This is a genomic window from Mycobacterium colombiense, from assembly GCF_001672755.1.
Taxonomy (GTDB): Bacteria; Actinomycetota; Actinomycetes; order Mycobacteriales; family Mycobacteriaceae; genus Mycobacterium; species Mycobacterium colombiense_C.
This window is the reverse complement of the sequence record NZ_LZKI01000069.1, coordinates 1-25,316: the sequence shown is the minus strand read 5'-3', so window position 1 is coordinate 25,316 and position 25,316 is coordinate 1. Positions and strand designations below refer to the sequence as shown.

Sequence of the window (25,316 nt, the reverse complement as noted above, 5' to 3'; positions counted from 1 at the left end):
CCCACTTTAAGGCTCACCCACCCGGCGACCCGCCGCACCCGGCTACAGCCGCCGGTATCCGTCCGGGGTAGCCACCAGCACCTCACCGGCGAGGGGACTGCCGCACGCCCGGCCGCAGCCGACGAAGTGCCGGTGCACCGTCGACTCGGGATCCAGCGATCGCGCGGCGTCGGCCCGCACGTCGGCGGCCGAGCGCGCGCAGCCGGGGGTGCCGGTGCAGGCGCTGACGGTCAGCCAGGGGGAGTTCTCGTCGAACACCAGGCCCAGGGGCGCCAGCACCCGCAGCGCGGTGTCGGCCACCTCTTCACTGAGGTCACATACCAGCACCGAGCGCCACGGCGTGATCACCACCGCCGCCTCGATCGCAGCCAGGTACTCCGCGACGCGCGCCGGCAGCACACCCAGCGGCACCGCGGCGCCCAGCGTCACCTGCCCGTCGTCCTGGCCGATCCAGCCCACCGGCGCCTTGGTGACGGCCACAAAGGAGGTGGCGCGTGATTCGGCGCCGGGTAGCAGCCGCCGCACGTCGTCCAATTCCTGGACGCGCCAAGCGGTTCCGCGAATGTCGACGAACCGCGTAGCGAGGGTGATCAGCGTCTCGATCACCTCGCCGGCCGCCAGCCGGACACCGGTGTCACGTCCGGCAAGTAACAGCGCACAGCCGTCGGTGAACGCGTGCACCCCGACGTCGGCACGCAGCCCCGAGACGTCGGCGCGTCCGTCGTCCAGGCTGAACCAGAACCGGCCGCCCAGCTCGGCGAGCCTGGGCTCGGCGCACAGCGCGGCATCGAGCTCGCCGACCCAGCGCCGGACGTCGAGGTTTCCTCCGGAGCGCCCCGACAGCGGTGAGGCCACGATGTTGCGGACCCGCTCGTGCGTCGTTGACGGCAACAGGCCCGCGGCCGCGAGCGTCTCGCCCACCGCGGTCACGTCGGTCAGCCTGCGCAACTGCACGTTGCCCCGGGCGGTCAGCTCGAGCGTTCCCGACCCTGACTGGTTACTGACGGCGGCCAGCGTGGCCAGCTGGGCGGCGGTGATCATGCCGCCGGGCAGCCGGATCCGGGCCAAGGCGCCATCGGCCGCCTGGTGCACCTGCAGCGCACCCGGGCATGCGTCGGTATCGCGCGTCCTGGCCACCCGTCCACGGTACGGCCCCCGCCGAAGACGACGGCCGGGATTGCCTTCAGCCAGACGTAAACCCTTACCCTGGCACCGGCCGCGCTTTAGCGTCGGCCCGGTGAGCATTGCCACCGCGCTCGACGCTGCGTCGAACAAGCCGGGCAGCGCCCAGGCCGGCGGCCCGCGCGGGTTATGGGCGCGCCGCAAATGGGAAGTCGTGCGCGTCGCGTCGCCACTGGCGCTGCTGGCGCTGTGGCAGCTGGGTAGCGCGCTCGGCGTGATTCCTGCCGACGTACTGCCCGCCCCCTCGTTGATCCTCGAGGCCGGCGTCGAGTTGACCCGCAACGGCCAGCTCGCCGACGCGCTGCACATCTCCACCGTCCGCGTTGCAGAGGGGCTGCTGCTGGGCGGGATCATCGGGATCGTGGCGGGCGCGGCGGTCGGCCTGTCGCGCTGGATCGAATCGACCGTGGACCCGCCGATGCAGATGATCCGCGCACTGCCGCACCTGGGACTGATCCCGCTGTTCATCCTCTGGTTCGGAATCGGCGAGCTGCCCAAGGTGTTGCTCGTCGCCCTGGGTGTGGTTTTCCCGCTCTACCTCAACACGTTTTCGGCGATCCGGCAGGTGGACCCCAAGATGCTGGAAACCGCTCAGGTGCTGGGCTTTTCATTCGCTCAACGGTTCACCCGGATCATCGTGCCCAGCACGGCGCCACAGGTGCTCGTCGGTTTCCGCCAATCGCTGGCCATCGCGTGGCTGACCTTGATCGTCGCCGAGCAGATCAACGCCGACAAGGGAATTGGCTTCCTGATCAACAACGCCCGCGATTTTCTGCGAATCGACATCATCATCTTCGGGCTGACCATCTACGCGCTGTTGGGCATCATCACCGACGCGCTCGTCCGGCTCATCGAACGCCGCACGCTGCGGTACCGACACTGAAAGGTCCTGGCTTGACACTCATCGCGGAATCGGCCGCCGCCACCCGCGGGCGGACAGACATCGCCGGCGAGCTGCGCCACGTCGACAAGTGGTACGGAAACCGGCAGGTGCTCAACGACGTTTCGGTGCGGGTGCAGCGCGGCGAGATCGTCGCGCTGGTCGGGCGCAGCGGCTCGGGCAAATCGACGGTGCTGCGGGTGCTCGCCGGATTGTCGGATGACCACAGTGGGCAGCGCGTGGTGGCCGGCGCCCCGGCGCTGGCATTCCAGGAGCCGCGCCTGTTCCCGTGGCGCGATGTGCGGACCAACGTCGGTTACGGCCTGACCCGCAGCCGCCTCCCGCGGGCGCAAGTCCGGGATCGCGCCGACCGGGCGCTGGCCGACGTCGGGCTGGCCGACCATGCCAGGGCGTGGCCGCTGACCCTGTCCGGCGGTCAGGCGCAACGGGTTTCGCTGGCCCGCGCGCTGGTCGCCGAGCCACAACTGCTGCTGCTCGACGAGCCGTTCGGTGCGCTGGACGCGCTGACCCGGCTGACGATGCACACCCTGCTGCTGGATCTGTGGCGCCGGCACGGGTTCGGGGTGTTGCTGATCACCCATGACGTCGACGAAGCGGTCGCGCTGGCCGATCGTGCGCTGGTGCTCGAGGAAGGCCGCGTCGTGCACACGCTGACCATCGGCGAGCCTCGCCGCGCACCCGGTGATCCCGGTGCGCACACCGAGCGGCATCGCGCGGAGTTGCTGGATCGTCTTGGTGTGCGGCTTTGACGCGGGGTTTCGCCGCGCTGGCCGCGACGATCGTATTCCTGTTGGCCGGATGTGTCTCGCGCACAGCCAGTTTGGGTCCCAAGCCGCCGCCGGCCGCGGTGCCGCTGTCGGAGCTGTCCAATCTGACCCTGCAGGTGGGGGATCAGAAGGGTGGCACCGAAGCCCTGCTGCGCGCCGCCGGGCAGCTGGACAACCTGCCCTACCGCGTCGCGTTCTCGACGTTCACCTCCGGGCCGCCGCAAGTCGAGGCGGCCACCGCGGGCAAGATCGACTTCGCGATCACCGGTAACACGCCGCCGATCTTCGGCGCCGCCAGCAACGCGAAGATCAAGGCGGTCTCCGCGTACGGTGGCGGCGGGGCGGGCAATCGCGTTCTGGTGCACGCCGATTCGCCTATCACGTCGGTCTCCGACTTGCGCGGGAAGGCGATCGCCGTCGCCAAGGGCAGCTCGTCGCACGCCAACCTGCTGGCCCAGCTGGACAAGGCCGGGCTCAAACCCGCCGAGGTGAAGTTCGTGTTCCTGCAGCCCGCCGATGCGCTGTCGGCGTTCAGCCAGCGCCAGGCCGACGCCTGGGCCATCTGGGATCCCTACACGGCCCAGGCCGAGCAGCAGATCCCGGTCCGCAGCATCGCCGAGGCGCAGGGCGTCACCAACGGCGACTGGGTGGGCGTCGCCTCCGACCAGGCGCTGGATGACCCGAAACGCAACACCGCGCTGTCCGACCTGCTGGTACGTTTCGAGAAGGCGGTGCAGTGGGCCAGGGCTCATCCGCAAGAATGGGCCCAAGACTATTCCGCCGCAGTAGGGTTGGATCCACAGGTGGCGGCGGTCGCGGCGACGCGCAGCCTGCGGTTGCCGACAGAACTCGGTGACGGCGTGGTCGCGTCGGAACAGAAGCTGGCCGATTTGTTCGCGGCCGCAGGCCAGCTCGCGTCATCGCCCAGGTTTGCCAACTGGGTCGACCGTCGATTCAATGAGGCGTTGCGACAAGGCCTCGCCAGCTGATCTGAGGAGTTATGGCGGCAAAGTTTTTCTGGTTCCTGCCGACCACCGGCGACAGCCGATCCATCGTGGGTGGCTCGCATGCGTCGTCACATCACGCGGTTCCGGCCGGTCGTCGCAAGCCGACGCGTCGCTATCTGGCCGAGGTGGCGCGCGCCGCGGACCGGCTCGGCTACGAGGGCGTGCTGACTCCCACCGGAACCTGGTGTGAGGACGCGTGGTTGACGGCGTCGGCGCTGCTGGCCGAGACCGAACGGTTGAAGTTCCTGGTTGCGTTCCGGCCGGGCCTGGTGCCGCCGACGTTGGCCGCGCAACAGACCGCGACGCTGCAGCGCTTTTCGGACGGCCGGGTGCTGCTCAATGTCGTCAGTGGCAGCGACGACGGCGAGCAGCGCCGCTTCGGTGACTGGCTCGGCCACGACGAGCGCTACGCGCGCACCGGCGAATTCCTGCACATCGTCAATTCCGTGTGGCGGCAGGAATCCGTCGACTTCGAGGGCAAGTACTACCACGTCGAGGACGCGCGGGTGTCGGAGCCGCCGGATCCGTTGCCGCAGATCTATTTCGGCGGATCCTCACCGCCGGCACTGGCCATTGCGGCCGAATACGTGGACGTGTACCTCACCTGGGGTGAGCCGCCGCAGGCCGCAGCGGAGAAGATCACCAAGGTGCGGGCGCTGGCCCAAGACCGTGGCCGCAACGTGCGGTTCGGCATCCGGTTGCACACCATCAGTCGCGACACCTCCGCGGCGGCATGGGCGGTGGCCGAGGAATTGGTCAGCGAACTGAGCCCCGAGCAGATCGCGAATGCCACTGAGCAGCACGCTCGTTCGGAATCCGAGGGGCAGCGCCGGATGACCGCGCTGCACGGCGGCCGTCTCGACAAGCTGGAGATCTACCCGAATCTGTGGGCCGGGGTGGGGCTGGTGCGCGGCGGTGCGGGCACCGCGCTGGTCGGTAGCCACCAGGAGGTCGCCAACCTCATCGCCGAATACCACGCGCTGGGCTTCGACGAATTCATCCTGTCGGGCTATCCGCATCTGGAAGAGGCCTACTGGTTCGCCGAGGGCGTGCTGCCGATCCTGCGCGGCAGTGGCATTGCCTGATCGAGGATTGAACACGCGTCAGCACGGGCATCCTCGTGCCCGTGAGGACGGTGGAATATGCCCCAGGCCGGTGGGCCGATGTCTTCGGCGAGCCGGCGCCGTCCACGATCTTGCTGTGGCATGGTGCGCAAACCGATGCCCGCGCCGCCGTCGGCCCATTGGCCGGCATGCTGGCCGGGCGCGCCGCGGTGGTGGTGGCACCGGACTGGAACTCCCATGCCGATGACGGCGGGCGCGCGGATCTGCTGCGGTCGCTGGAGTTCACCCGCAACCTCGCGCGCGACGCCGGGCGCATCCTGCTCGTCGGGTGGTCGATGGGCGGTGCCGCCGCGGCGGGCGTGACGCTGCGCGCGGCGCAATACGACTTCGCTCCGGCGCACACGGTGTGCCTCGCCGGAGCCTTCATGATCCCCGATCCGATCTCCGGCGAGCCGGTGACCAACGGGCTGAGTGACGCCGGTGTCGGTTCGCCCTTCTCGTTGCTGCACGGCCTCCACGATGACGTCGTGCCGGTGGACGCCAGCAGGGATTTCGCCGCCCGCCTGGAACGTGTCGGCTGGCCGGTGGAGGTGGTGGAACTGGCGGCCGATCACGGGTCGATCGCGGGCGCCGATTACGACGCCCGCGCGGACCGCTACGAACCGGCCAGGGACGGCCCGGCTCGCATCATGGCGCAACAGGTCGCCGGCCGGATCGCGGCCCTGCTGGGCGGTTGACGGTCCCAGTAGGCGCGTGCGCGCCTCGTTGCGGTACGAATGACGGGTGGCTGAGCCGACCATCCTGCTGCTGTCGACATCCGATACGGACCTGATCAGCGCCCGTTCGAGCGGGAAGAACTATCGGTGGGCCAACCCGTCGCGGCTGTCCGAAGACGAGCTGCCCGACCTGCTGGCCGGCGCCGCCATCGTGGTGGTGCGGATCCTCGGCGGCTACCGGGCGTGGCAGAGCGGCATCGACACGGTGATCGCCAGCGGGGTGCCCACGGTGTTGGTCAGCGGCGAGCAGGCCGCCGACGCCGAGTTGACCGGTCTGTCCACGCTGGCCGCCGGCATCGCGGTGCAGGCGCACATCTACCTGGCCCACGGCGGCGTGGACAACCTGCGCCAGCTGCACGCCTTCCTCTCGGACACCGTGCTGATGACCGGGTTCGGATTCACCCCTCCGGTCGTGACCCCGACCTGGGGGGAACTGCCGCGGCCGGACGCGATCGATACCGCCGGCCCGACGATCGCCGTGCTTTACTACCGCGCGCAGCACCTGGCCGGCAACACCGGCTACGTCGAGGCGCTGTGCCGGGCCATCGAGGACGCCGGCGCGCGGGCGATGCCGGTCTACTGCGCCTCGCTGCGCACCGCCGAACCCGAACTGCTGCAACGGCTGGGCGACGCCGACGCCATGGTGGTCACCGTGCTGGCGGCCGGGGGACTGAGACCTGCGGAGGCGGCGGCCGGCGGTCCCGATGACAGCTGGAACGTCGAACACCTTGCCGCGCTGGATATCCCGATCCTGCAGGGGCTGTGCCTGACCAGCCCGCGCGCCCAATGGCGCGCGAACGACGACGGCCTGAGTCCGCTCGACGTGGCCAGCCAGGTGGCGGTGCCCGAGTTCGACGGCCGCATCATCACGGTGCCGTTCTCCTTCAAGGAGATCGACGACGACGGCCTGATCTCCTATGTCGCCGACGCGGAACGCTGCGCCCGCGTCGCGGGGCTGGCGGTCCGCCACGCGCGGCTGCGCCAAATCGCCCCGGCGGACAAGCGGGTGGCCCTGGTGTTCTCGGCCTATCCCACCAAGCACGCTCGCATCGGCAACGCGGTCGGGTTGGACACCCCGGCGAGCGCCGTCGCGCTGCTGCAGGCGATGCGCGAGCACGGCTACCGGGTGGGGGAACTGCCGGGCGTCGAGGCCAACGACGGCGACGCCCTGATCCACGCGCTCATCGAGCGGGGCGGACAGGACCCCGACTGGCTCACCGAAGGCCAGCTGGCCGGCAACCCGATCCGAGTGTCCGCCACGGATTACCGCGAATGGTTCGCGACCCTGCCCACCGAATTCACCGACGCCGTCACCGAGCACTGGGGCCCCGCACCGGGAAACCTTTTCGTCGACCGCAGCAACGATCCCGACGGCGAAATCGTCATCGCCGCAATGCAATCGGACAACCTGGTGTTGATGGTGCAGCCGCCCCGCGGCTTCGGGGAAAATCCGGTCGCCATCTATCACGATCCGGACCTGCCGCCCAGCCACCACTACCTTGCCGCCTACCGCTGGCTGGACGTCGGCTTCGGGTCGCACGCGGTGGTACACCTGGGCAAGCACGGCAACCTGGAATGGCTGCCCGGCAAGACGCTGGGCATGTCGGCGGCCTGCGGCCCTGACGCCGCGCTGGGCGACCTGCCGATGATCTACCCGTTCCTGGTCAACGACCCCGGCGAGGGCACCCAGGCCAAAAGGCGCGCGCACGCCGTTCTGGTCGACCATCTGATCCCTCCGATGGCGCGCGCCGAATCCTACGGTGACATCGCGCGTTTGGAGCAGCTGCTCGACGAGCATGCCAATGTCGCCGCGCTGGACCCCGGCAAGCTGCCCGCCATCCGCCAGCAGATCTGGACGCTGATGCGGGCCGCGAAGATGGACCACGATCTGGGCCTGACCGAACGTCCCGAGGAAGACTCGTTCGACGACATGCTGCTGCACGTCGATGGGTGGCTGTGCGAAATCAAGGATGTACAGATCCGCGACGGCCTGCACATCCTGGGGCAAAAGCCCACGGGGGAAGCCGAACTGGATCTGGTGCTCGCGATCCTGCGGGCCCGCCAACTCTTCGGCGGCGAGCACACCCTCCCCGGATTGCGACAGGCCCTGGGATTGGCGGAGGACGGCACCGACGACCGGCCCACGGTCGATCACACCGAGGCCGTGGCCCGCGAGCTTGTCGGAGCGTTGCAGGCGTCCGGCTGGGATCCCGGTGCGGCCGAACGGATCGCCGCCAACGCCGACGTCGCCGCGGTCCTGCGATTCGCGACCACCGAAGTGGTGCCACGCCTCAACGGCACCGCCGCCGAAATCGAGCAGGTGCTGCGCGCCCTGGACGGTCGGTTCATCCCGGCCGGCCCGTCCGGATCCCCGCTGCGCGGCCTGGTCAACGTGCTGCCCACCGGCCGCAACTTCTATTCCGTCGACCCCAAGGCGGTGCCGTCCCGGCTGGCCTGGGAAGCCGGTGTGGCGCTGGCGGATTCGTTGCTCATTCGGTACCGCGACGACCACGGGCAGTGGCCGCAATCGGTCGGACTCTCGGTGTGGGGCACCTCGGCCATGCGCACCGCCGGTGATGACATCGCCGAAGTCCTTGCCCTGCTCGGTGTTCGCCCGGTGTGGGATGACGCGTCGCGGCGCGTCGTCGATCTGGCGGCGATTCCGCTGGCCGAGCTGGGCCGCCCGCGCATCGACGTGACGGTGCGCATCTCCGGTTTCTTCCGGGACGCCTTCCCGCACGTCGTGACGATGCTCGACGACGCGGTGCGGCTGGTCGCCGACCTCGACGAGCCCGCCGAGGACAACTATGTCCGTGCGCACGCCCAGGCCGACCTGGCTCAGCACGGCGATCAACGCCGCTCCACCACAAGGATTTTCGGTTCCAAGCCGGGCACCTATGGCGCCGGACTGTTACAGTTGATCGACAGCCGCAACTGGCGCGACGACGCCGACCTCGCAGCCGTGTACACGGCGTGGGGCGGCTTCGCCTACGGCCGGGACCTGGACGGGCGCGAGGCCGTCGACGACATGAACCGGCAGTACCGGCGCATCGCGGTGGCCGCGAAGAACACCGACACCCGCGAACACGACATCGCCGACTCCGACGACTATTTCCAGTACCACGGGGGCATGGTGGCCACGGTGCGCGCGCTGACCGGGGAGGCGCCGGCCGCCTACATCGGCGACAACACCCGCCCCGACGCGATCCGCACCCGCACGCTGTCGGAGGAGACCACCCGCGTGTTCCGGGCGCGCGTCGTCAACCCGCGCTGGATGTCTGCGATGCGCCGGCACGGATACAAGGGCGCGTTCGAGATGGCGGCGACGGTGGACTACCTGTTCGGCTACGACGCGACGGCCGGGGTGATGGCCGACTGGATGTACGAACAGCTCACCGAGCGTTACGTGCTGGACCCGGAGAATCGCAAGTTCATGTCGGAATCCAATCCCTGGGCGCTGCACGGCATGGCCGAACGGCTGCTGGAGGCGGCCGGGCGTGGCATGTGGGCGCAGCCGCAACCGGAGACCCTCGACGGGTTGCGCCAGGCGCTGCTGGAAACCGAGGGCGACCTGGAAGGCTGACCGCGCTCGGGGGCTGAAGCAGCCGTCAGATGAAGTCCGACCCGCCATCGACGTTGACCGTCGCGCCGGTGACATAGCCGTTGCGCCGCGACGCCAGGTAGGCGGTGAGGGAGGCGACCTCTTCAGGCAGTCCGGCGCGGCCGAGGTCACAGGGCTGATGAAAGTTGTTGTCGATCCAGGTCATAACGTCGACCGGATTAGTGGCGTCGAGGCCGTCGGCGGCGAGGATGTCCTTGAGCGCTTCGGTGAAGCTTGCGGTGACGATGGTTCCAGGACATACGCAGTTGACCAGAATGCCATCCCTGGCAAGGCTTTTCGCCAGGTTCTTGGTGATGCTGGCCAACGCCGATTTTGCCGCCGTGTAGGCGATTATTCGCGGGTTTTGGCGCTGAATCGAATGCGCGGACAACGTGACGACGCGGGCCCAGTCCGCGGAGCGCAGCAGCGGCAGGGCGGCGCGAATCGACCGGACGGCCGACATCGTGCCGAGGGTGAACGCCTCATCCCACTGTGCGTCGTCCATCTGCTCGAAATAGCCGTCGCCCGGTCCGATCGTGTGGACCAGGGTGTTGAGTTGCCCCCACCGTTGCGCGACGGCGCCGAAGCCGGCGGTGATGGACGCGGCGTCGGTCATATCCACGCTGATGCCGACGGCATCCGGAGCGCCCGCTCGCCGCAGCGACGAGACGGCGGCATCGAGCGCCTGGTGGCCTCGGGCCATCACCGCTACGCTGGCCCCTTCGGCTGCAAGGGTTTCGGCGATCGCCAGGCCCATCCCCTTACTGCCGCCGGTGACCACGGCCGTCGACCCGGCAAATCCCAGATCCATCGCTAGTCTCCTTTGTTCGGTTCTGCGGCCCGCATGCCCAGCCCGCGCAGGCAGAACTGCAGCATGCGTTCGCGGAGAACGGTGCGGTCGAAATCGCCCGTCGCCCAGTGTTGGTTGATGCCCGCCCAGACCACCCCGTGAATGAACTGGGCACCCGTCACCGGGTCGACCCGGTGGAAGACCCCGCTCTGCAGGCCACGCTGCAGGACCTCGCTGAGCGGCCTGAGCATCTCCGCGTACGCGGGCTGAATGAGTGCGGAGGACTGCGACTGAGCTTCCAGCGACAGGCGACGCAGGTCGGATTTGATGCTGTCATCGAACGCCAGGTCGAGTCGTCCATCGATCCACGCCGCGACCGCGTCGACCTCCGTGACGGCAGGTGCCATCCGGCGTCGCAGCCGCCGTTCCTCCGCGCGCGCCATGTCGAGAAACAGCGCCGCCACCAAGTCGTCCTTGGATTCGAAGTGACGATAGAACGCCCGGGTGCCCAGCGCGGCCCGGTGCAGCACCGCGCCGATGCTGAGCTTCCCAATTCCCTGCTCCCGCAGAACGGTTGAAGCGGCAGCCAGGATCTCGCGGCGCACCGCCGCGTCCGGGCCGAGTTTTTCGCGTCGCCGCGTGCGGGGGGTGCTCACGGATTCAGGCGGTCGCGTCGTAGACGGCGAGATAGTCCGCAAATCGCTCGCGAACGCCTTCGGGTGTCAGGCCGTAGTCGGCCAGGTCATAGTCATGTGCGCCGCGGGAGCCCGGCCGGTGATCCGCGGCCCAACGCTTGACTGAGGCGAGGGTGGCATCGGTGAAGGTCAGGCCCAGGGTGTCGTAGCTGGTTTGCAGCGTGCCAACCGGATCCGTCTGGAGGTCCGCGAACGAGACGTCGGCGAATCGGTCGTCGCCCATCCGGTCGCGGAAATCCATTGCCCGCCGGACCCCTTCGGCCCAGCTGTCGACTTGCTCGGCGCCGAGTTCCCTGGCGTCGTCGCGGTCGCTGCTCCAGCTACGCACATACCGGATCAGGCTGCAGACCGAACCCATCACCTTGGCCGGATCGCGATGGCTCCACAGGAATTTGGCGTCGGGATATGCCGCGACGAGAGCGTCGAGGGCGAATATGTGCACGGGCGTCTTGAGATGCCACAGCACCGGCGGACAGTGCCATTGCAACAGCCGGAGCACTCGCCGGTGAAAGACATAGGTCTCGCGCATGTCGCAGCCCATCAACCACGCGAGATACCCGGGGGCGCGCACGGCGCCGTCAAAGTGGAAGGTGCGAAAGCTCATTCCCATCAGGTCCTGGCATTCGGTCGGCGCTGTGGCCTCGGAGTTATACAGGGTTTTCATCAGCGGGAACATGTCGTCGAGCATCTTCAGGCCGGCCTCGGCCTGCGCGATCCGCGGGTCGTTGTGCTCGGTCGCGGCCTCCGGCGGTGGGGTGGGCGCTTGCGACTCCCACATCCGCAGCGATCGGAACTGGGGATCGGCGGCCACCAGCTGGCTCAGCGCGGTGGTCCCGGTCCGGGGCAGGCCGATGACGAAGACGGGGCCCCCGACCACCTGGTCATCGATCTCGGGGTGCTGCCGGTAGGCCTCCTCGACCTTGAGGCGCTGGATCAGGGCGTTGCTGATAGTGGCGTGCTGGATGACCCGCCCGACGTCGTTGAGGTCCGCCTCGTTGTTCAGCGCGTCGACGATGCGTTGCAGTCCCTCGCGGTAGTAGGACGATCCGAAATCGTCGAGACCGGTTGCGGTTCGGGCGCCGTCCTCTAACTCGTCAGCTTCGAAGGTCACCGTCCGAACCTTTCGTGCACCGCACGGCGCCGCGCCGCGAGGATTGATGCGCGCTCTTCGGGGGTGACTTGCGCGGTGTCCGAAGGCAACTCGGTGTGGATGTCGTCGAATGGCACCACTCGTGTCGTCGGTGTGGGCGCCGTTTCGGTCCGCACGCAGCGCAGGATGATCGGGCCGTTGCTGTGACCCGCGGTGTCGAGCCAGTTGGCGATCCCGGGGTCACGATCGCACAGCACCGCGCGGACCAATCCATCGGAATCCATCGCGGCCTGATGCGCATTCAGGCTGGACTGGTGGCGCCCGTAATGGATCGTCTCCCACCACGGGTTACCGATCGAGAAGCTCCAATAGATGCCAGGTGGTGGTTGAACTTCGACGATGAGGGCCTCGCCCGGGTGCAGTTCCCACCGGCCGATCACCGGCCGGTTCTCCGCGGCGGCCCCCATGTCGGTGCGATCGATCGGGGGCAGGAAGCCGTTGGGCGGTGCGGCGGACCCGAACTGCAAAAAGAACGCCAGGTTGTCCGCGACGAAGTCACCGAGGGCGGTCAGTTGGCTGGTCACCGCCGCGTAGGGGTCGACCGGAGGGGTTGTAGCCCGGACCGGGTCACCGAGTCGCTCGATGCGCAGCGATGATGCGACCTCGGTATCCCAGTCGTAGAAGAAGTGCCGCACTGTCAACGTGGGATGCTCACCCTCGATGCGCATCCAATTGCCCGCTCGCCCCGGCTGTTTCGAGGCCGACAGCACGACCTCGAAGTTCCCGTCGGGATCCGTTTCGAGCTCGTCGACCAACTCGTTGGCGGTGGCGGCGATGCCGTTCATCGTCTGGAGCCCGACGTAGCGGGCGGTGCCGCGGTTGCCGTACAGCCGATAGCTCTCCCCGCCGCGCAGCGCGGCGCGGGTGTAGAGGCAGTCCGGGCACTCCATTCCCCAGGTCACGATGTCATCGGTGCTGGTGCGTTGGACGCGCAGTGCGGGATCCGGATCGAACCGCAGCGCCTCGTCGATACCCGCGGTGAGCAGCACCAGCAGGTGCCGGATTCCGGCGGCGACGTCGATCCGGTTGCGGCTTGCCGGCTCTGATTCGACGGTCTGCGCGGCTTCGTTGAGCCGGCTCAAGAGTTGCGACCACGCCGCAAACAGATCGGGATCGCCCGCTTCACCCGAGGAATCCAAGGCCGCCTCGGCGATCGAGAACGGCAGCCACGCCAGTGACCTCGTCGGATCGCCCATGACTGCCTACTTCGATCGGTGCTCTGCGACCTTAATTGAAAATAGCGTTTTCAGTTAAGCTGTCATGACTATGCAGCCGAGCACCGAGAATGTCAACGCCCCGACCCCGCGGCGGTAAGTTGTCCTGGTGACGCCGACCTTCGCCGACCTTGCCAAGACGCAGTACGTCCTGCTGACCACATTCACCAAGGACGGCAAGCCCAAGCCGACGCCGATCTGGGCGGCGCTGGATAAGCAGCGTGGCGATCGACTTCTGGTCATCACCCAGGAAAAGTCGTGGAAGGTCAAGCGAATCCGAAACACCCCGCGGGTCACGCTGGCCACCTGCACCATGAACGGCCGGCCGACCAGCGAGGCCATCGAGGGGACCGCGGCTATCCTCGACAAGTCGGAAACGGCCGCCGTCTACGACGCGATCGGCAAGCGCTACGGCGTCGTGGGCAAGGTGTTCAACTTCTTCAGCAAGCTGCGCGGCGGGATGGAGAACAACGTCGGCCTCGAACTGAAAGTGGCCTGAACGCCGGGGCGCCGTGGCCACCGTCCTCCTCCCGATCCCGGACCGCGACTTCGACCCGACCGAAGTCGCGGTCAGCTGGAAGATGTTGACGCAAAGCGGCCACCGGGTGATCTTCGCGACCGAAACCGGCGCGCCCGGGGTGGCCGACGACATCATGGTGACGGGCCGCGGATTGGACATCTGGTCCGCACTGCCGCTGCTGGGCGCCATCCCGCTGATCGGCTTGACGCTGCGCGCCAACAAAGACGGGCGTAGTGCCTACCGAGACATGGTGCACTCCAACGAGTTTCAGCATCCGTTAACCTGGGCGGGGGCCGGGCTCGACGGCGTCGACGCGCTGCTGCTGCCGGGCGGCCATCGCGCCCGCGGGATGCGCAGCTACATCGACAGCGACATCCTGCACCGGCTGGTCGCGCAGGCCTTCGCCCGCGAGCTGGTGGTGGCCGCCATCTGTCACGGGGTGTTGCTCGCCGCACGCAGCGTCGATCCCGAAACCGGCCGTTCCGTCCTGTACGGGCGCAAGACCACGGCGTTGACGTGGGCAATGGAGCGGTTGGCCTGGCGCCTCACCCGACTGACCCGGTTCTGGGATCGCGACTACTACCGGACCTATACCGAGGCGCCGGGCCAACCCGGCGGGTACATGTCAGTGCAGTCGGAAGTCACACGCGCGCTTGAAGATCCCACCGATTTCTGTGACGTGGCGCCAGGATCACCACACTGGCGGCGGAAAACCTCGGGCATGGCGCGCGATACGGCCACCGACTCGCGGCCCGCATTCGTCGTCGACGACGGCGGCTACGTGTCGGCGCGCTGGCCCGGGGATACCCACACGTTCGCAACGGTGTTGTCGCACAAGCTGAACGCTGTGCGCTAACCCACTACGTCGCGGCGCCCGTGCCCAGATGCTCGCCGAAGAAGGCGAACACCCGCCGCCAGGCGTCCTCGGTGGCGTCCCGGTCGTAGCCGAAACCCGCGATGCGAAGCAGCGGTTGGGCGGGCAGCTCGTTGGCGAAGCTGTGCCCGACGCCCGGATACGTCTTCACGTCGGCGGCGATGTTCTTGGCCGCGACCGTCTTGCTCAGCTTCTCGGGCGCACCCCGGCCCAGCGGGTCACGGCCGCCGAAGCTGGCCACGACCGGGCACGCGCCGTCCAGCGTCTTGTCCAGGTTGCGGGGCAGGGGAGTGCCATAGAACGGGGCGGAGGCACCGAAACCCTTGGGCGACATGACAAGAGCGAACTGGCCGCCCATGCAGAAGCCCGCGATGCCTACCTGGCCGGAACACTCCGGCATGGCCTTCAGGTGATCGCGTGCGGCCAGGATGTCATCGAGGGCGCGGCCGCGCTGCGTCTGCAGCTCCTTCATGACGCGGGTGATGCAGCGGATGCGGCCACCGCGGGCATACATGTTCGGGGTAACCGCCAGATAACCCGCCGCGGCGATGCGGTCATTGATCGATTGCTTGTCCCGCCCATAACCGAATGCATCGTGGATCACCACCACACCCGGCCACGGACCCTGTCCCGGCGGGGTGCTCAGTAACGCATCGATCGGTCCGTCGGGGGTATCGATGTGAATCGTCGTCATAGCGTCATCTAACTGCAATCACGGCGGCGAGCACCACGGGAACTCGGGTGCGGTCCGCACACGTTGGTCTGGCATGGTGTCGCGGCTGTTGCTGATCTACGCCGTCGTCGAACTCGCGGTGATCTTCGCGTTGGTGTCGACGATCGGATGGGGCTGGACCCTGCTGGCGCTGGTGGGGACCTTCCTGCTCGGCTGGGGCATTGTGGCCCCGATGGCCGGGTCGCACCTCATCCGCCGGATCGGTCAACTGCGCTCGGGACTGACCGACCAACGCGCTGCGGGCGATGGTGCGCTGGTCAGCCTGGCCGCGCTCCTCGTCCTCGTTCCCGGCCTGGTCAGCACGGCGCTGGGCCTGTTGCTGCTGATCCCGCCGGTGCGGTCGGCCGTCGGCCCCGGGTTGACGGCCATGGCGGTGCGCAAGCTGCAACGGCAGATGCCGGGACTCAGTTACGCGAGCGTCCTGCGCCCCGAGCCCCACCCGGCGAGCGGCTACTACCCGGATGCGGGCTCGAAAGGCGGCCACGGCGACTACATCGACGGCGAGGTCATCGATGTTCATGACGTCGAGGCGCCGGCGCGTCCGCAACGATTCGACGGACGCTGACGCGGGCGCGGGGCACCCGCCGACCGTTATCGCCATCAGAACAGTTCCACGTAGTTTTGGCCTGTGACCGATCGTGACCGCTAGCCCCGCACCGGTGACCCTGCTGATCAATGGCCGGGTGCACAGCCCGGCCCAGCCCGATGCGACCGCGATGGCCGTCCGCGACGGCGTGGTGGCATGGCTGGGCAGCGATGAGGTCGGCCGCCGCCTGTTTCCCGACGCCGACGTCGAAGATCTCCTGGGCGGGTTCGTGGCGCCGGGGTTCGTGGACAGCCACATCCATCTCACCGCCACCGGACTGACGCTCAGCGGGCTGGACCTGCGCCCGGCGGCCTCGCGCGCCCAATGCCTGCGGATGGTCGCCGAGTTCGCCGCCGCACACCCCGGCCAGCCGGTGTGGGGCCATGGCTGGGACGAAACCTCGTGGCCGGAGAACACCCCGCCGAGCCTCGGCGACCTGGACGCCGTTCTCGGCGACCGGCCCGCCTACCTCGCGCGCGTGGACGTGCACTCCGCGCTGGCGTCCACGGGCCTGCGACGGCTGGCCACGGAACTCCCGGCGGCGGCGGGGTTCAGCGCCGAGGGGCCGCTGGTCGGCGACGCCCACCATCTGGTGCGGGCCGTCGCCCGGGGCCTGCTGACGGCGGAGCAGCTCGCCGAAGCCCGCACCGCAGCGTTGCGGGCCGCCGCGGCGACCGGCATCGTCGCGGTCCACGAATGCGCCGGCCCCGAGATCGGTGGGATCGACGACTGGCTGCAGTTGCGGGCCCTCGATCACGGCGTCGAGGTGATCGGTTATTGGGGTGAGCCGGTGAGCAACCCCGACCAGGCGCGCGAGCTGATGGCGGCGACCGGAGCCCATGGGCTGGCCGGTGACCTGTTCGTCGACGGGGCCCTGGGATCGCGCACCGCGTGGCTGCGCGAGCCGTACACGGACGCCCCGGAGTGCACCGGAGCCTGCTACCTGGATTCCGATGCCGTCGAGGCGCACATTCGGGCGTGTACCCAGGCCGGGGTCACCGCCGGATTCCACGTCATCGGGGACGCCGCGGTCGCGACTGCGGTGGAGGCTTTCGAGCGCGTCGTCGCCGACCTCGGGCCGGTCGCCGTCGCCCGCTGCGGGCACCGCCTCGAGCACGTCGAGATGGTCAGCGCCGATCAGGCCGCCAGACTGGGCCGGTGGGGCGTCATCGCCAGCGTTCAACCCAATTTCGATGCGCTCTGGGGCGGCGTCGACGGCATGTACGCCCGACGGCTCGGTGCCCAGCGAGGCGGTCGGCTCAACCCCTTTGCGCTGTTAGCATCCCAAGGCGTGCCCCTCGCGCTCGGTTCCGACGCTCCCGTCACGGGCTTCGACCCGTGGGTGAGCGTGCGCGCCGCGGTCAACCACCGCACCGCCGGTAGCGGGGTCTCGGCGCGGGCCGCGTTTGCCGCCGCCACCCGCGGCGGCTGGCGGGCGGCCGGTGTCCGCGACGGCAAGACGGGCACGCTGGTGCCGGGAGCGCCGGCCTCGTATGTCGTCTGGGACGCCGGGGACCTCGAGGTGCACGCCCCGCGCGACACCGTCCAGCGCTGGTCGACGGATCCGCGGTCGCGCGTGCCGGCGCTGCCGCGATTGGGTCGCGACGATGCCCTACCGCGTTGCCGGCGAACGGTGCATCGGGGCGCTGTCATCCATGGCTAGGTATCGGCCCGGCGACGACGAGCCCGCGGACCGAACCGATGCGGCCGACGAGGACCTGCCGCGGCGGCCCGACATCGACCCGATCAGCGACGAGGCGGAGTCGGACCGCGACGACCAGCCCGCCGAGGTTCGCGTCGAGCCCGAAGCCGAGGACGACGAGCCCGACGGCGACCCCGACCGGGACGAGGACGCCGCGGAAGCGGGATCGCCCGAAGGGCCGGGCGGCGCGAGCCCGGGTGGTCGGCTCGGGGCCGCGGCGCGCGGCGCGGTAGCCGGACTGGTGGCCGCGGTGATCGCGCGGCTGCCCGCCGCCCAGGCCGCGATGCTGCCCCGCCTGACCCGGCTGAGCTGCGTGGTGATGGGCGGCCTACTGTTCTGCGCCAGTTTCCCGTCGCTCAATTGGTGGTGGGGTGCGGTGGTGGCCGCCGCGCTGCTGGCGTGGGTGCTGACGCACCCCGCGACCACGCCTGCCGGCGGCCTGGGTTACGCGTTCCTGTTCGGGCTTGCTTTCTACCTGCCGCTGCTGCCGTGGGTCGGGCTCCTGGTCGGCCCCATCCCGTGGATCGCGCTCGCGATCGTGTGCTCGCTGTTTCCCGCTCTCTTCGGCCTGTGCGCCGTCATCGTGCGCCGGCTGCCCGGCTGGCCCGTCTGGTTCGCGCTGATTTGGGCGGCCCAGGAGTGGCTCAAGTCGATCCTCCCGTTCGGCGGCTTCCCCTGGGGGTCGGTGGCGTTCGGGCAGACACACGGTCCGTTCTTGCCGCTGGTCCAGCTCGGCGGCGTGGCGCTGCTGTCCATGGCGATCATGCTGGTGGGCTTCAGCGCGACGGCTATCGCGCTGGAGATCGTGAAGTGGTGGCACTCCGGTCACCCCGCGCCCCTCGACAGCGGCGCCGAAGCCGCGCACCCCGACCAGGCGCCGCCCGCGGTGGTGCTGCCCGGCGTCTGCATCTGTCTGGTGCTCTTCGCGTCGCTCATCGTCTGGCCGCAGGTGCGCCACTCCGGTACCGGCTCCGGCGGCGAGCCCGCGGTGACCGTCGCGGCCGTGCAGGGCAACGTGCCGCGGCTGGGCTTCGAGTTCAACGAACAGCGGCGCGCGGTGCTGGACAACCACGTCCAGGAAACCCTGCGGCTGGCCGAGGACGTGCGCTCCGGGGCCGCGCCGCAACCGCAGTTCGTGATCTGGCCGGAAGACTCGTCGGACATCGACCCGCTGGTCAACCACGACGCCGCCCTGGAGATCTCGCAGGCCGCGGCGGCGATCGGCGCCCCGATCCTGATCGGCAGCGTGCTCGAAGTGCCGGGACGCTCGCCGCAGGATCCGAACTACACCAACACCATGATCGTGTGGAATCCGGCCACCGGCCCGGCCGATCGCCACGACAAGGAAATAGTGCAGCCGTTCGGCGAGTACCTGCCGATGCCGTGGCTTTTCAAACACCTGTCCGGCTACGCCGGCCGCGCCGGAAGCTTCGTGCCCCGCCAGGGCTCCGGGGTGGTGCACATCGCGGGGGTGCCACTCGGCGTCGCCACCTGCTGGGAAGTGATCTTTGACCGGGTGCCGCGACAAGCGGTGCTCGGCGGTGCCCAGCTGCTGGCGGTGCCGGCCAACAACGCCACCTTCAACAAGAGGATGAGCGAGCAGCAGCTGGCATTCGCCAAGGTCCGGGCCGTCGAGCACGACCGGTACGTGGTGGTGGCCGGCACCACGGGAATCAGCGCCGTGGTGGCCCCCGACGGCGGCGAGTTGTCCCGCACCGACTTCTTCCAGCCCGCCTATCTGGACATGCAGGTGCGGCTCAAGACCAGGCTCACGCCGGCGACGCAATGGGGGCCGCTGGTGCAATGGGTCATGGTGGTGGCGGCCGGAGCGGTGATTCTGGCCGGAATACGGCACAATGGATGGTTCCCGCGTTCGGTACGTCTCAGGTCCACACGCCAATCGGAAGGGACCGGTGCAACCCCGGGCAAACTCCCGCCCGACGAGCATGACTGAAGACACTGCGCCCGACTCTCGGGACCGCACGCCGGCAGCCGACGGCGACTGACCACCCGCCGCCCGACCAGGACGGCCGACACACTTTCGATTTCGGGCGACACAGAGGAGCTACATGACCACCGGCCAGCCGGCGCCCCAAGTCCCAAGCAACCGTCCCAGCCAGCGCGTCTTGGTGATCATTCCTACCTACAACGAGCTGGAGAACCTTCCGGTCATCCACCGGCGGCTCAAAGAGGCGTGCCCGCACGTGCACCTGCTCGTGGTGGACGACAGCAGCCCCGACGGCACCGGCCAGCTCGCCGAGGAGCTGGCGGCAGCCGACGCCGGCCGCACGCACGTCATGCACCGCACCGCCAAGGACGGCCTGGGCGCGGCGTACCTGGCGGGTTTCGCGTGGGGGTTGAGCCGTGACTACTCGGTCCTGGTCGAGATGGACGCCGACGGCAGCCACGCGCCCGAACAGCTGCACCGCCTGCTGGACGCCGTCGACGCCGGCGCCGACCTGGCCATCGGCTCCCGCTACGTCGAGGGCGGGACGGTGCGCAACTGGCCATGGCGGCGCTGGGCGCTGTCCTGGACGGCGAACACCTACGCCCGGCTGGCGCTCGGCATCGGCGTGCACGACATCACCGCCGGCTACCGCGCCTACCGCCGCGAAGTGCTCGAAGCGATCGACCTCGACGGCGTCGACTCCAAGGGCTACTGCTTCCAGATCGATCTGACCTGGCGCACCATCTGCAACGGGTTCACCATCGCCGAGGTGCCCATCACCTTCACCGAGCGCGAACTCGGCGTGTCCAAGATGAGCGGCTCCAACATCCGCGAAGCCCTGGTCAAGGTCACCCGTTGGGGTGTTCAGGGCCGACGATCGGGCGCCCGGGCCACCAGCGCCGACAACCGCACTTAGGTCGCGGTCCGGCCCGGCTCAAGCCGCGATCAGCCCCTGCGGCGGGTCTTGATGATCTCGAGGCGCTCCTTGAGCAGCTCTTCGAGCTCCTCGACCGAGCGACGCTCCAGCAGCATGTCCCAGTGCGTCCGCGGCGGCTTCACCTTCTTCGGCTCGGGCAGGTCGCCCTCGATCAGGGTGCCTTCCAGGCCGTTGCGGCACAGCCAGGTGCCGGGGATCTCGGCGTCGTCGGCGAAGGGAACCTCGAACTCCTCGCCGTTCTCGGTCCGGTACTTCGCGAGCTGACGCGGCGCCAGGTCGTGGTTGCGGTCAGTCTCGTAGCTCACGGCCCCGAGGCGGCTGCCTCTCAGTACGCGATCAGCCATGGCTGCTACTCCTTCAGGTCTTCTTCTCGGAGCTCTTCGGCTCCCTTACTGCAGTTCAATGCAATCTGTCCAGTTAGCAAACGCTGCGGCGATCTGCGCAGTTCCCGGCCGGGACCGGCATACGCGACGCGACCCTCAATGATACCGGGATCGCCGAGAAAACCCGACTAAAGTCGGCAGGCGTGAGCCGCCGTACCCACCCGCAGCCCTGTCGCTGGTGCGGCCGAGACGTTACCGATGCGGGGATGGGTCGTCGCCGTCAGTACTGCCGGCAGTCGTGCCGGCAGCGCGCCTACGAACAACGGGCCTCGCTGAATCGCAACGGCGTGACGGCCGTGCCCGAGGACGCGGTGGTGCTGTCGGCCGAGGATGCCGCCGACCTGTCGGATCGCGTCTACCAGGTGCGGTGCGCGGCCGAGGATGTCGCCACGGCGGTCGACGAAGGCGCCGGGGCCACCGAACTTCGCCAGTTGTGCGACGCGCTGATCCAAGCCGCCACGGCCGCCGACGGCTGGCGCCGAGCGGGTGTGTGACCGCATCGCCCGCACGGGGCCGGCGGAAAGCCGGCGCTGCACCGAACCCGCCACGACATGCGCCTGACCACCGGCTATGGTCAGCCGGGTACAGTCGCGCCATGGACGTGGGGCCATGTCTACAGCGCACCGCTGTCCAGCGAGCACACCGGGCACACCGGGCACCCGGCCTCACATCTTCTTTGCGCGGCGCGGCGCAGCGGTCCATGCCGGTCCTCCCGTAGCAGCCGGGAGCAGCGGGCGTTTTGAAATCCAGTCGGAGTTGGCCATACTCACCAGCAATATTCTTGGGTCGGAGAGCAGCACGACGCTGGTCGAACGGGAAACGGCGTCGCCTCGTGCAGCAAAGTCCGTCACTCGGCGAAAACCGCATCCGGCGGTGAAAGACGGCCGAACGTCGTTAGGTGAGGTTTGTGATGGTTGATCAACTCCAGCATGCGACCGAAGCGCTGCGTAAAGCGCTGGTCCAGGTTGAGCGCCTGAAGCGCACCAACCGGGCGCTGCTGGAGCGGTCGAATGAGCCGATCGCGATCGTCGGTATGTCGTGCCGCTTCCCGGGTGGCGTCGACAGCCCGGACGCGCTGTGGCAAATGGTCGCCGACGGCCGCGACGTCATCTCGGAGTTTCCCGCCGACCGTGGCTGGGACGTCGCGAGCCTGTATGACCCCGACCCCGACGCGCGGCACAAGTGCTACGTGAACACCGGCGGTTTCGTGGACGGCGTCGCGGACTTCGATCCGGCCTTCTTCGGCATCGCGCCGAGCGAGGCGCTCGCGATGGACCCCCAGCATCGGATGCTGCTCGAACTGTCGTGGGAAGCGTTGGAGCGGGCCGGAATTGACCCCAGCGGGTTGCGCGGCAGCGCCACCGGTGTGTTCGCCGGGCTGATCGTCCAGGGCTACGGCATGCTCGCCGAGGAGATCGAGGGTTACCGGCTGACCGGCATGACCTCCAGCGTCGCCTCGGGGCGGGTGTCCTACGTGCTCGGCCTCGAGGGCCCCGCGGTGTCGGTGGACACGGCGTGCTCGTCGTCGCTGGTGGCCTTGCACATGGCCGTGCAGTCGCTGCGCTCAGGGGAGTGCGACCTGGCCCTGGCCGGCGGCGCGACCGTGAACGCGACGCCGACGGTCTTCGTGGAGTTCAGCCGCCACCGCGGGTTGGCGCCGGACGGACGATGCAAGGCCTACGCGGGCGCGGCCGACGGCGTCGGCTGGTCCGAAGGCGGGGCCATCCTGGTCGTGGAACGCCTGTCGGACGCGCAGCGGCTGGGGCACCCGGTGCTGGCAGTGGTCCGCGGCTCGGCGGTCAACCAGGACGGCGCCTCCAACGGGCTGACCGCGCCCAACGGTCCCTCGCAGCAGCGGGTCGTGCGGGCGGCGCTGGCCAATGCCGGGTTGTCCCCGGCCGACGTCGACGTCGTCGAGGGCCACGGCACCGGAACCACCCTGGGTGACCCGATCGAGGCGCAGGCGCTGCTGGCCACTTACGGCCAGGACCGCAGCGAGCCGCTGTGGCTGGGCTCGATCAAGTCGAACATGGGTCACACGCAGGCCGCCGCCGGCGTGGCCGGCGTCATCAAGATGGTCCAGGCGATGCGCCACGAGACGCTGCCCGCGACGCTGCACGTGGACGCGCCGAGTCCGCACGTGGACTGGTCGGCGGGCTCGGTGTCGCTGCTGACCGAGGCGCAACCCTGGAACGCCGAGCGGCCGCGCCGGGCGGGCGTGTCGTCGTTCGGCATCAGCGGCACCAACGCGCACGTCATCGTCGAGGCGGCGCCGGTGTCGGGTCCGGAGGCCCCGCATCGGGAGGCCGGGCCGGTGCGGCCGGTGGTTCCGTGGACGGTGTCGGCGAAATCGCCGTCGGCGTTGGCGGCGCAGGCGGCGCGGTTAGCCGAATACGTTCGCGCGCACAGTGATCTGGATATCGCCGACATAGGCTGGTCATTGGCGGGCCGCGCGACGTTTGAGCACCGCGCGGTCGTTGTCGGCGGTGACCGCGATCGGCTGCTGGACGGCCTCGACGAGCTGGCCAACGATGACCCCACCGGATCGGTGATCCGGGGCACCGCGACTCCGGCGGGCAAGACCGTGTTCGTCTTTCCCGGCCAGGGCTCCCAGTGGCTGGGCATGGCAATCGAATTGCTGGACACCGCACCGGTATTCGCCCAACAGATCCAGGAGTGCGAAGAGGCCTTCGCGGAATTCGTCGACTGGTCGCTGACCGGTGTGCTGCGTGGCGCCCCCGATGCTCCGGGCCTGGACCGCGTCGACGTGGTCCAGCCGGTGCTCTTCGCGGTGATGGTGTCGCTGGCCGAACTGTGGAAGTCGATCGGGGTCAACCCGGACGCGGTGATCGGGCATTCGCAGGGCGAGATCGCCGCCGCCTACGTCGCCGGGGCGCTGTCGCTGCAGGACGCGGCCCGCGTCGTCACGTTGCGCAGCAAGCTGCTGACGGCACTGGCCGGCCCCGGCGGGATGCTGTCCATCGCCTGCAGCACCGAACGGGCCCGGGAGTTGTTGGCGCCCTACGGGAATCGAGTCAGCATCGCCGCCGTCAACGGCAGGTCGGCCGTGGTGGTGTCCGGTGAGGGCGCCGCGCTCGACGAGCTCGTCGGCTTCTGCGCCGATCTCGAGCTGCGGACCCGGCGGATCGACGTGGACTATGCCTCGCACTCCGTTGAGGTCGAGGCGATCCGCGCCGACCTCGCGGAGGTCCTGGCCGGCATCGAGCCGCGCTCCTCGCGCATCGCGTTCTTCTCCACGGTCACCGGAAACCGTTTGGACACAGCCGGATTGGATGCCGACTACTGGTATCGCAACATCAGGCAGACCGTGCAGTTCGACCAGGCGGTGCGCAGCGCCTGCGAGCACGGCTACCGGACGTTCATCGAATCCAGTCCGCATCCGGCACTGGTCGCGGGCCTCGAGGACACCGCCAACGACCACGGCGGCGCCGACACCGAGGCCATCGTCATCCCGACCCTGGGCCGCGACGACGGTGGTCTCGACAGGTTCCTGACGTCGGCCGCCACCGCGTTCGTCGCGGGCGTGAGCGTGCGCTGGCGCGGTGCGCTGGACGGCGCCGGCTTCGTCGAGCTGCCGACGTACGCCTTTGACCGGCGCCGGTTTTGGTTGTCCGGCGAGGGCATCGCGGCCGACGCCTCGGGCCTGGGCCTGGGCACCAGCGAGCACCCGCTGCTGAGCGCGGTCGTCGAGCTGCCGTCGTCGGGCGGCGTGGTGCTGACGGGCCGGCTGTCGCCGAGCTTGCAGGGCTGGCTCACCGATCACGCCGTGTCCGGCACGGTCGTGTTCCCGGGGTCCGGCTTCGTGGAGCTGGCGATTCGCGCGGGCGACGAAGTCGGATGCTCGACGGTCGACGAGCTGACGCTGCAGGCGCCGTTGATGTTGCCGGCCAAGGATTCCGGGTCGGCATCGGTTGCCGTGCAAGTGGTGGTCGGCCCCGCGGAAGAATCCGGCCAGCGCGGGGTGTCGATCTTCTCGCGTTCCGACAGCGGCTCCGGCTGGGTGTGCCACGCCGAGGGAACGCTGAGCACCGGCTCGGTCGAGCCGGGCGCGGACCTGTCGGCGTGGCCGCCGGCGGGAGCGGTCAAGGTCGACGCGGCGGACGGATACGAGGAGTTGGCGGCGCTCGGCTACGACTACGGCCCGGCATTCCAGGGCCTGACCGCGACGTGGGTGCGCGACGACGAGGTGTTCGCCGAGGTGCGGCTGCCCGACGCCGCCGGCGGCGTCAACGGTTTCGGCGTCCACCCGGCGCTGCTTGATGCGGCCATGCACGCACTGGTCGTCAGCCACCACATCGGCGGCCAGACCGACGAGGTGGTGCTGCCGTTCTCGTGGCAGGGGGTGTCGTTGCACGCCGCGGGCGCGTCCGCGGTGCGCGCACGCATCGCGCCGGCGGCGTCGTCCGAGGCGACGTCTCGGGCCTCCAGGGCGGTGTCGATCGAGCTCGCCGACGGACTCGGATTG

General features: G+C 69.3%; 19 protein-coding genes and 1 pseudogene. 13 read left to right on the top strand and 7 right to left on the bottom strand.

The window, feature by feature from the left end; all coding sequences use genetic code 11:
- Positions 1–42: 42 nt before the first annotated feature.
- Positions 43–1,137, bottom strand: coding sequence for a precorrin-3B synthase (gene cobG / locus A5708_RS09095; protein WP_065028309.1), 1,095 nt, complete (start codon positions 1,135–1,137; stop codon positions 43–45).
- A gap of 100 nt (positions 1,138–1,237) precedes the next feature.
- On the opposite strand from cobG, the gene A5708_RS09090 reads away from it, so the two are divergent.
- From A5708_RS09090 to cobN, 6 genes are read left to right on the top strand one after another with little or no spacing between them, the layout of a single operon-like run.
- Entirely contained in the window at positions 1,238–2,065 is an 828-nt protein-coding gene (locus A5708_RS09090) for an ABC transporter permease (protein ID WP_065028308.1), read from the top strand.
- Positions 2,066–2,076: 11 nt separating this feature from the next.
- Positions 2,077–2,832, top strand: a complete 756-nt coding sequence (locus A5708_RS09085; RefSeq protein WP_065028307.1) for an ABC transporter ATP-binding protein — start codon at positions 2,077–2,079, stop codon at positions 2,830–2,832.
- On the top strand, positions 2,829–3,839 hold the full coding sequence (locus A5708_RS09080; RefSeq protein WP_065028306.1) for an ABC transporter substrate-binding protein: 1,011 nt from the start codon (positions 2,829–2,831) through the stop codon (positions 3,837–3,839). The genes A5708_RS09085 and A5708_RS09080 overlap by 4 nt, the downstream gene beginning before the upstream one ends.
- A gap of 11 nt (positions 3,840–3,850) precedes the next feature.
- Entirely contained in the window at positions 3,851–4,942 is a 1,092-nt protein-coding gene (locus A5708_RS09075; RefSeq protein ID WP_065028305.1) for an LLM class flavin-dependent oxidoreductase, read from the top strand.
- A gap of 41 nt (positions 4,943–4,983) precedes the next feature.
- Complete coding sequence (locus tag A5708_RS09070) at positions 4,984–5,658, top strand: alpha/beta hydrolase (protein WP_065028304.1); 675 nt, start codon at positions 4,984–4,986, stop codon at positions 5,656–5,658.
- 46 nt (positions 5,659–5,704) lie between these two features.
- On the top strand, positions 5,705–9,280 hold the full coding sequence (gene cobN / locus A5708_RS09065) for a cobaltochelatase subunit CobN (RefSeq protein WP_065028303.1): 3,576 nt from the start codon (positions 5,705–5,707) through the stop codon (positions 9,278–9,280).
- A gap of 25 nt (positions 9,281–9,305) precedes the next feature.
- Here cobN and A5708_RS09060 read toward each other — a convergent pair whose 3' ends face one another.
- Genes A5708_RS09060 through A5708_RS09045 form a run of 4 tightly spaced genes read right to left on the bottom strand, consistent with a single transcriptional unit; the run spans position 9,306 to position 13,129 of the window.
- Positions 9,306–10,109, bottom strand: coding sequence for an SDR family NAD(P)-dependent oxidoreductase (locus tag A5708_RS09060; RefSeq protein ID WP_065028302.1), 804 nt, complete (start codon positions 10,107–10,109; stop codon positions 9,306–9,308).
- 2 nt (positions 10,110–10,111) lie between these two features.
- Positions 10,112–10,744, bottom strand: a complete 633-nt coding sequence (locus tag A5708_RS09055) for a TetR/AcrR family transcriptional regulator (protein ID WP_065028301.1) — start codon at positions 10,742–10,744, stop codon at positions 10,112–10,114.
- Between the two features lie 4 nt (positions 10,745–10,748).
- Positions 10,749–11,894: a sulfotransferase family protein gene (locus A5708_RS09050; RefSeq protein ID WP_065028300.1), complete on the bottom strand. Its 1,146-nt coding sequence runs from the start codon at positions 11,892–11,894 to the stop codon at positions 10,749–10,751.
- On the bottom strand, positions 11,891–13,129 hold the full coding sequence (locus A5708_RS09045; RefSeq protein ID WP_081292885.1) for a DUF1214 domain-containing protein: 1,239 nt from the start codon (positions 13,127–13,129) through the stop codon (positions 11,891–11,893). Before A5708_RS09045 ends, A5708_RS09050 begins: the two co-directional genes overlap by 4 nt.
- Positions 13,130–13,256: 127 nt before the next feature.
- Here A5708_RS09045 and A5708_RS09040 point away from each other — a divergent pair, with 127 nt between their 5' ends.
- Positions 13,257–13,646, top strand: a complete 390-nt coding sequence (locus A5708_RS09040) for a PPOX class F420-dependent oxidoreductase (RefSeq protein WP_065028299.1) — start codon at positions 13,257–13,259, stop codon at positions 13,644–13,646.
- A 13-nt stretch (positions 13,647–13,659) separates the two neighbouring features.
- Positions 13,660–14,523 (top strand): type 1 glutamine amidotransferase domain-containing protein, encoded by an 864-nt coding sequence (locus A5708_RS09035; protein ID WP_065028298.1) that lies wholly within the window; start codon positions 13,660–13,662, stop codon positions 14,521–14,523.
- A gap of 4 nt (positions 14,524–14,527) precedes the next feature.
- Here the strand turns inward: A5708_RS09035 and A5708_RS09030 are convergent, their stop codons facing one another.
- Complete coding sequence (locus tag A5708_RS09030) at positions 14,528–15,235, bottom strand: dienelactone hydrolase family protein (protein ID WP_065028297.1); 708 nt, start codon at positions 15,233–15,235, stop codon at positions 14,528–14,530.
- Positions 15,236–15,308: 73 nt separating this feature from the next.
- Between A5708_RS09030 and A5708_RS09025 the strand changes: the two genes are divergently transcribed.
- The 3 genes and pseudogenes from A5708_RS09025 to lnt form a co-directional block, all read left to right on the top strand.
- A complete protein-coding gene (locus A5708_RS09025) occupies positions 15,309–15,839 on the top strand; it encodes an FxsA family protein (protein WP_065028296.1) in 531 nt (176 codons plus the stop codon).
- Between the two features lie 94 nt (positions 15,840–15,933).
- Positions 15,934–17,523 carry an amidohydrolase gene (locus A5708_RS09020; RefSeq protein WP_065028295.1) on the top strand — a complete coding sequence of 530 codons (1,590 nt, stop codon included), beginning with the start codon at positions 15,934–15,936 and terminating at the stop codon, positions 17,521–17,523.
- A 322-nt stretch (positions 17,524–17,845) separates the two neighbouring features.
- Positions 17,846–20,431 (top strand): annotated as a pseudogene (gene lnt, locus A5708_RS27955) (apolipoprotein N-acyltransferase); the annotation flags it as partial.
- A 24-nt stretch (positions 20,432–20,455) separates the two neighbouring features.
- Here the strand turns inward: lnt and A5708_RS09005 are convergent.
- Positions 20,456–20,791 carry an RNA polymerase-binding protein RbpA gene (locus A5708_RS09005; protein ID WP_007770897.1) on the bottom strand — a complete coding sequence of 112 codons (336 nt, stop codon included), beginning with the start codon at positions 20,789–20,791 and terminating at the stop codon, positions 20,456–20,458.
- 182 nt (positions 20,792–20,973) lie between these two features.
- On the opposite strand from A5708_RS09005, the gene A5708_RS09000 reads away from it, so the two are divergent.
- Complete coding sequence (locus tag A5708_RS09000) at positions 20,974–21,324, top strand: hypothetical protein (protein WP_081292884.1); 351 nt, start codon at positions 20,974–20,976, stop codon at positions 21,322–21,324.
- Positions 21,325–21,740: 416 nt separating this feature from the next.
- Positions 21,741–25,316: type I polyketide synthase (locus A5708_RS08995; RefSeq protein ID WP_155765949.1), on the top strand; the 3,576-nt coding region annotated here is incomplete at its 3' end.

Coding starts and splice junctions, on each gene's coding strand:
- A5708_RS09075 (WP_065028305.1), top strand. CDS start 3,851: ATGGCGGCAAAGTTTTTCTGGTTCCTGCCGACCACCGGCGACAGCCGA.
- A5708_RS09060 (WP_065028302.1), bottom strand. CDS start 10,109: ATGGATCTGGGATTTGCCGGGTCGACGGCCGTGGTCACCGGCGGCAGT.
- A5708_RS09045 (WP_081292885.1), bottom strand. CDS start 13,129: ATGGGCGATCCGACGAGGTCACTGGCGTGGCTGCCGTTCTCGATCGCC.
- A5708_RS09030 (WP_065028297.1), bottom strand. CDS start 15,235: ATGACGACGATTCACATCGATACCCCCGACGGACCGATCGATGCGTTA.
- A5708_RS09025 (WP_065028296.1), top strand. CDS start 15,309: ATGGTGTCGCGGCTGTTGCTGATCTACGCCGTCGTCGAACTCGCGGTG.
- A5708_RS09005 (WP_007770897.1), bottom strand. CDS start 20,791: ATGGCTGATCGCGTACTGAGAGGCAGCCGCCTCGGGGCCGTGAGCTAC.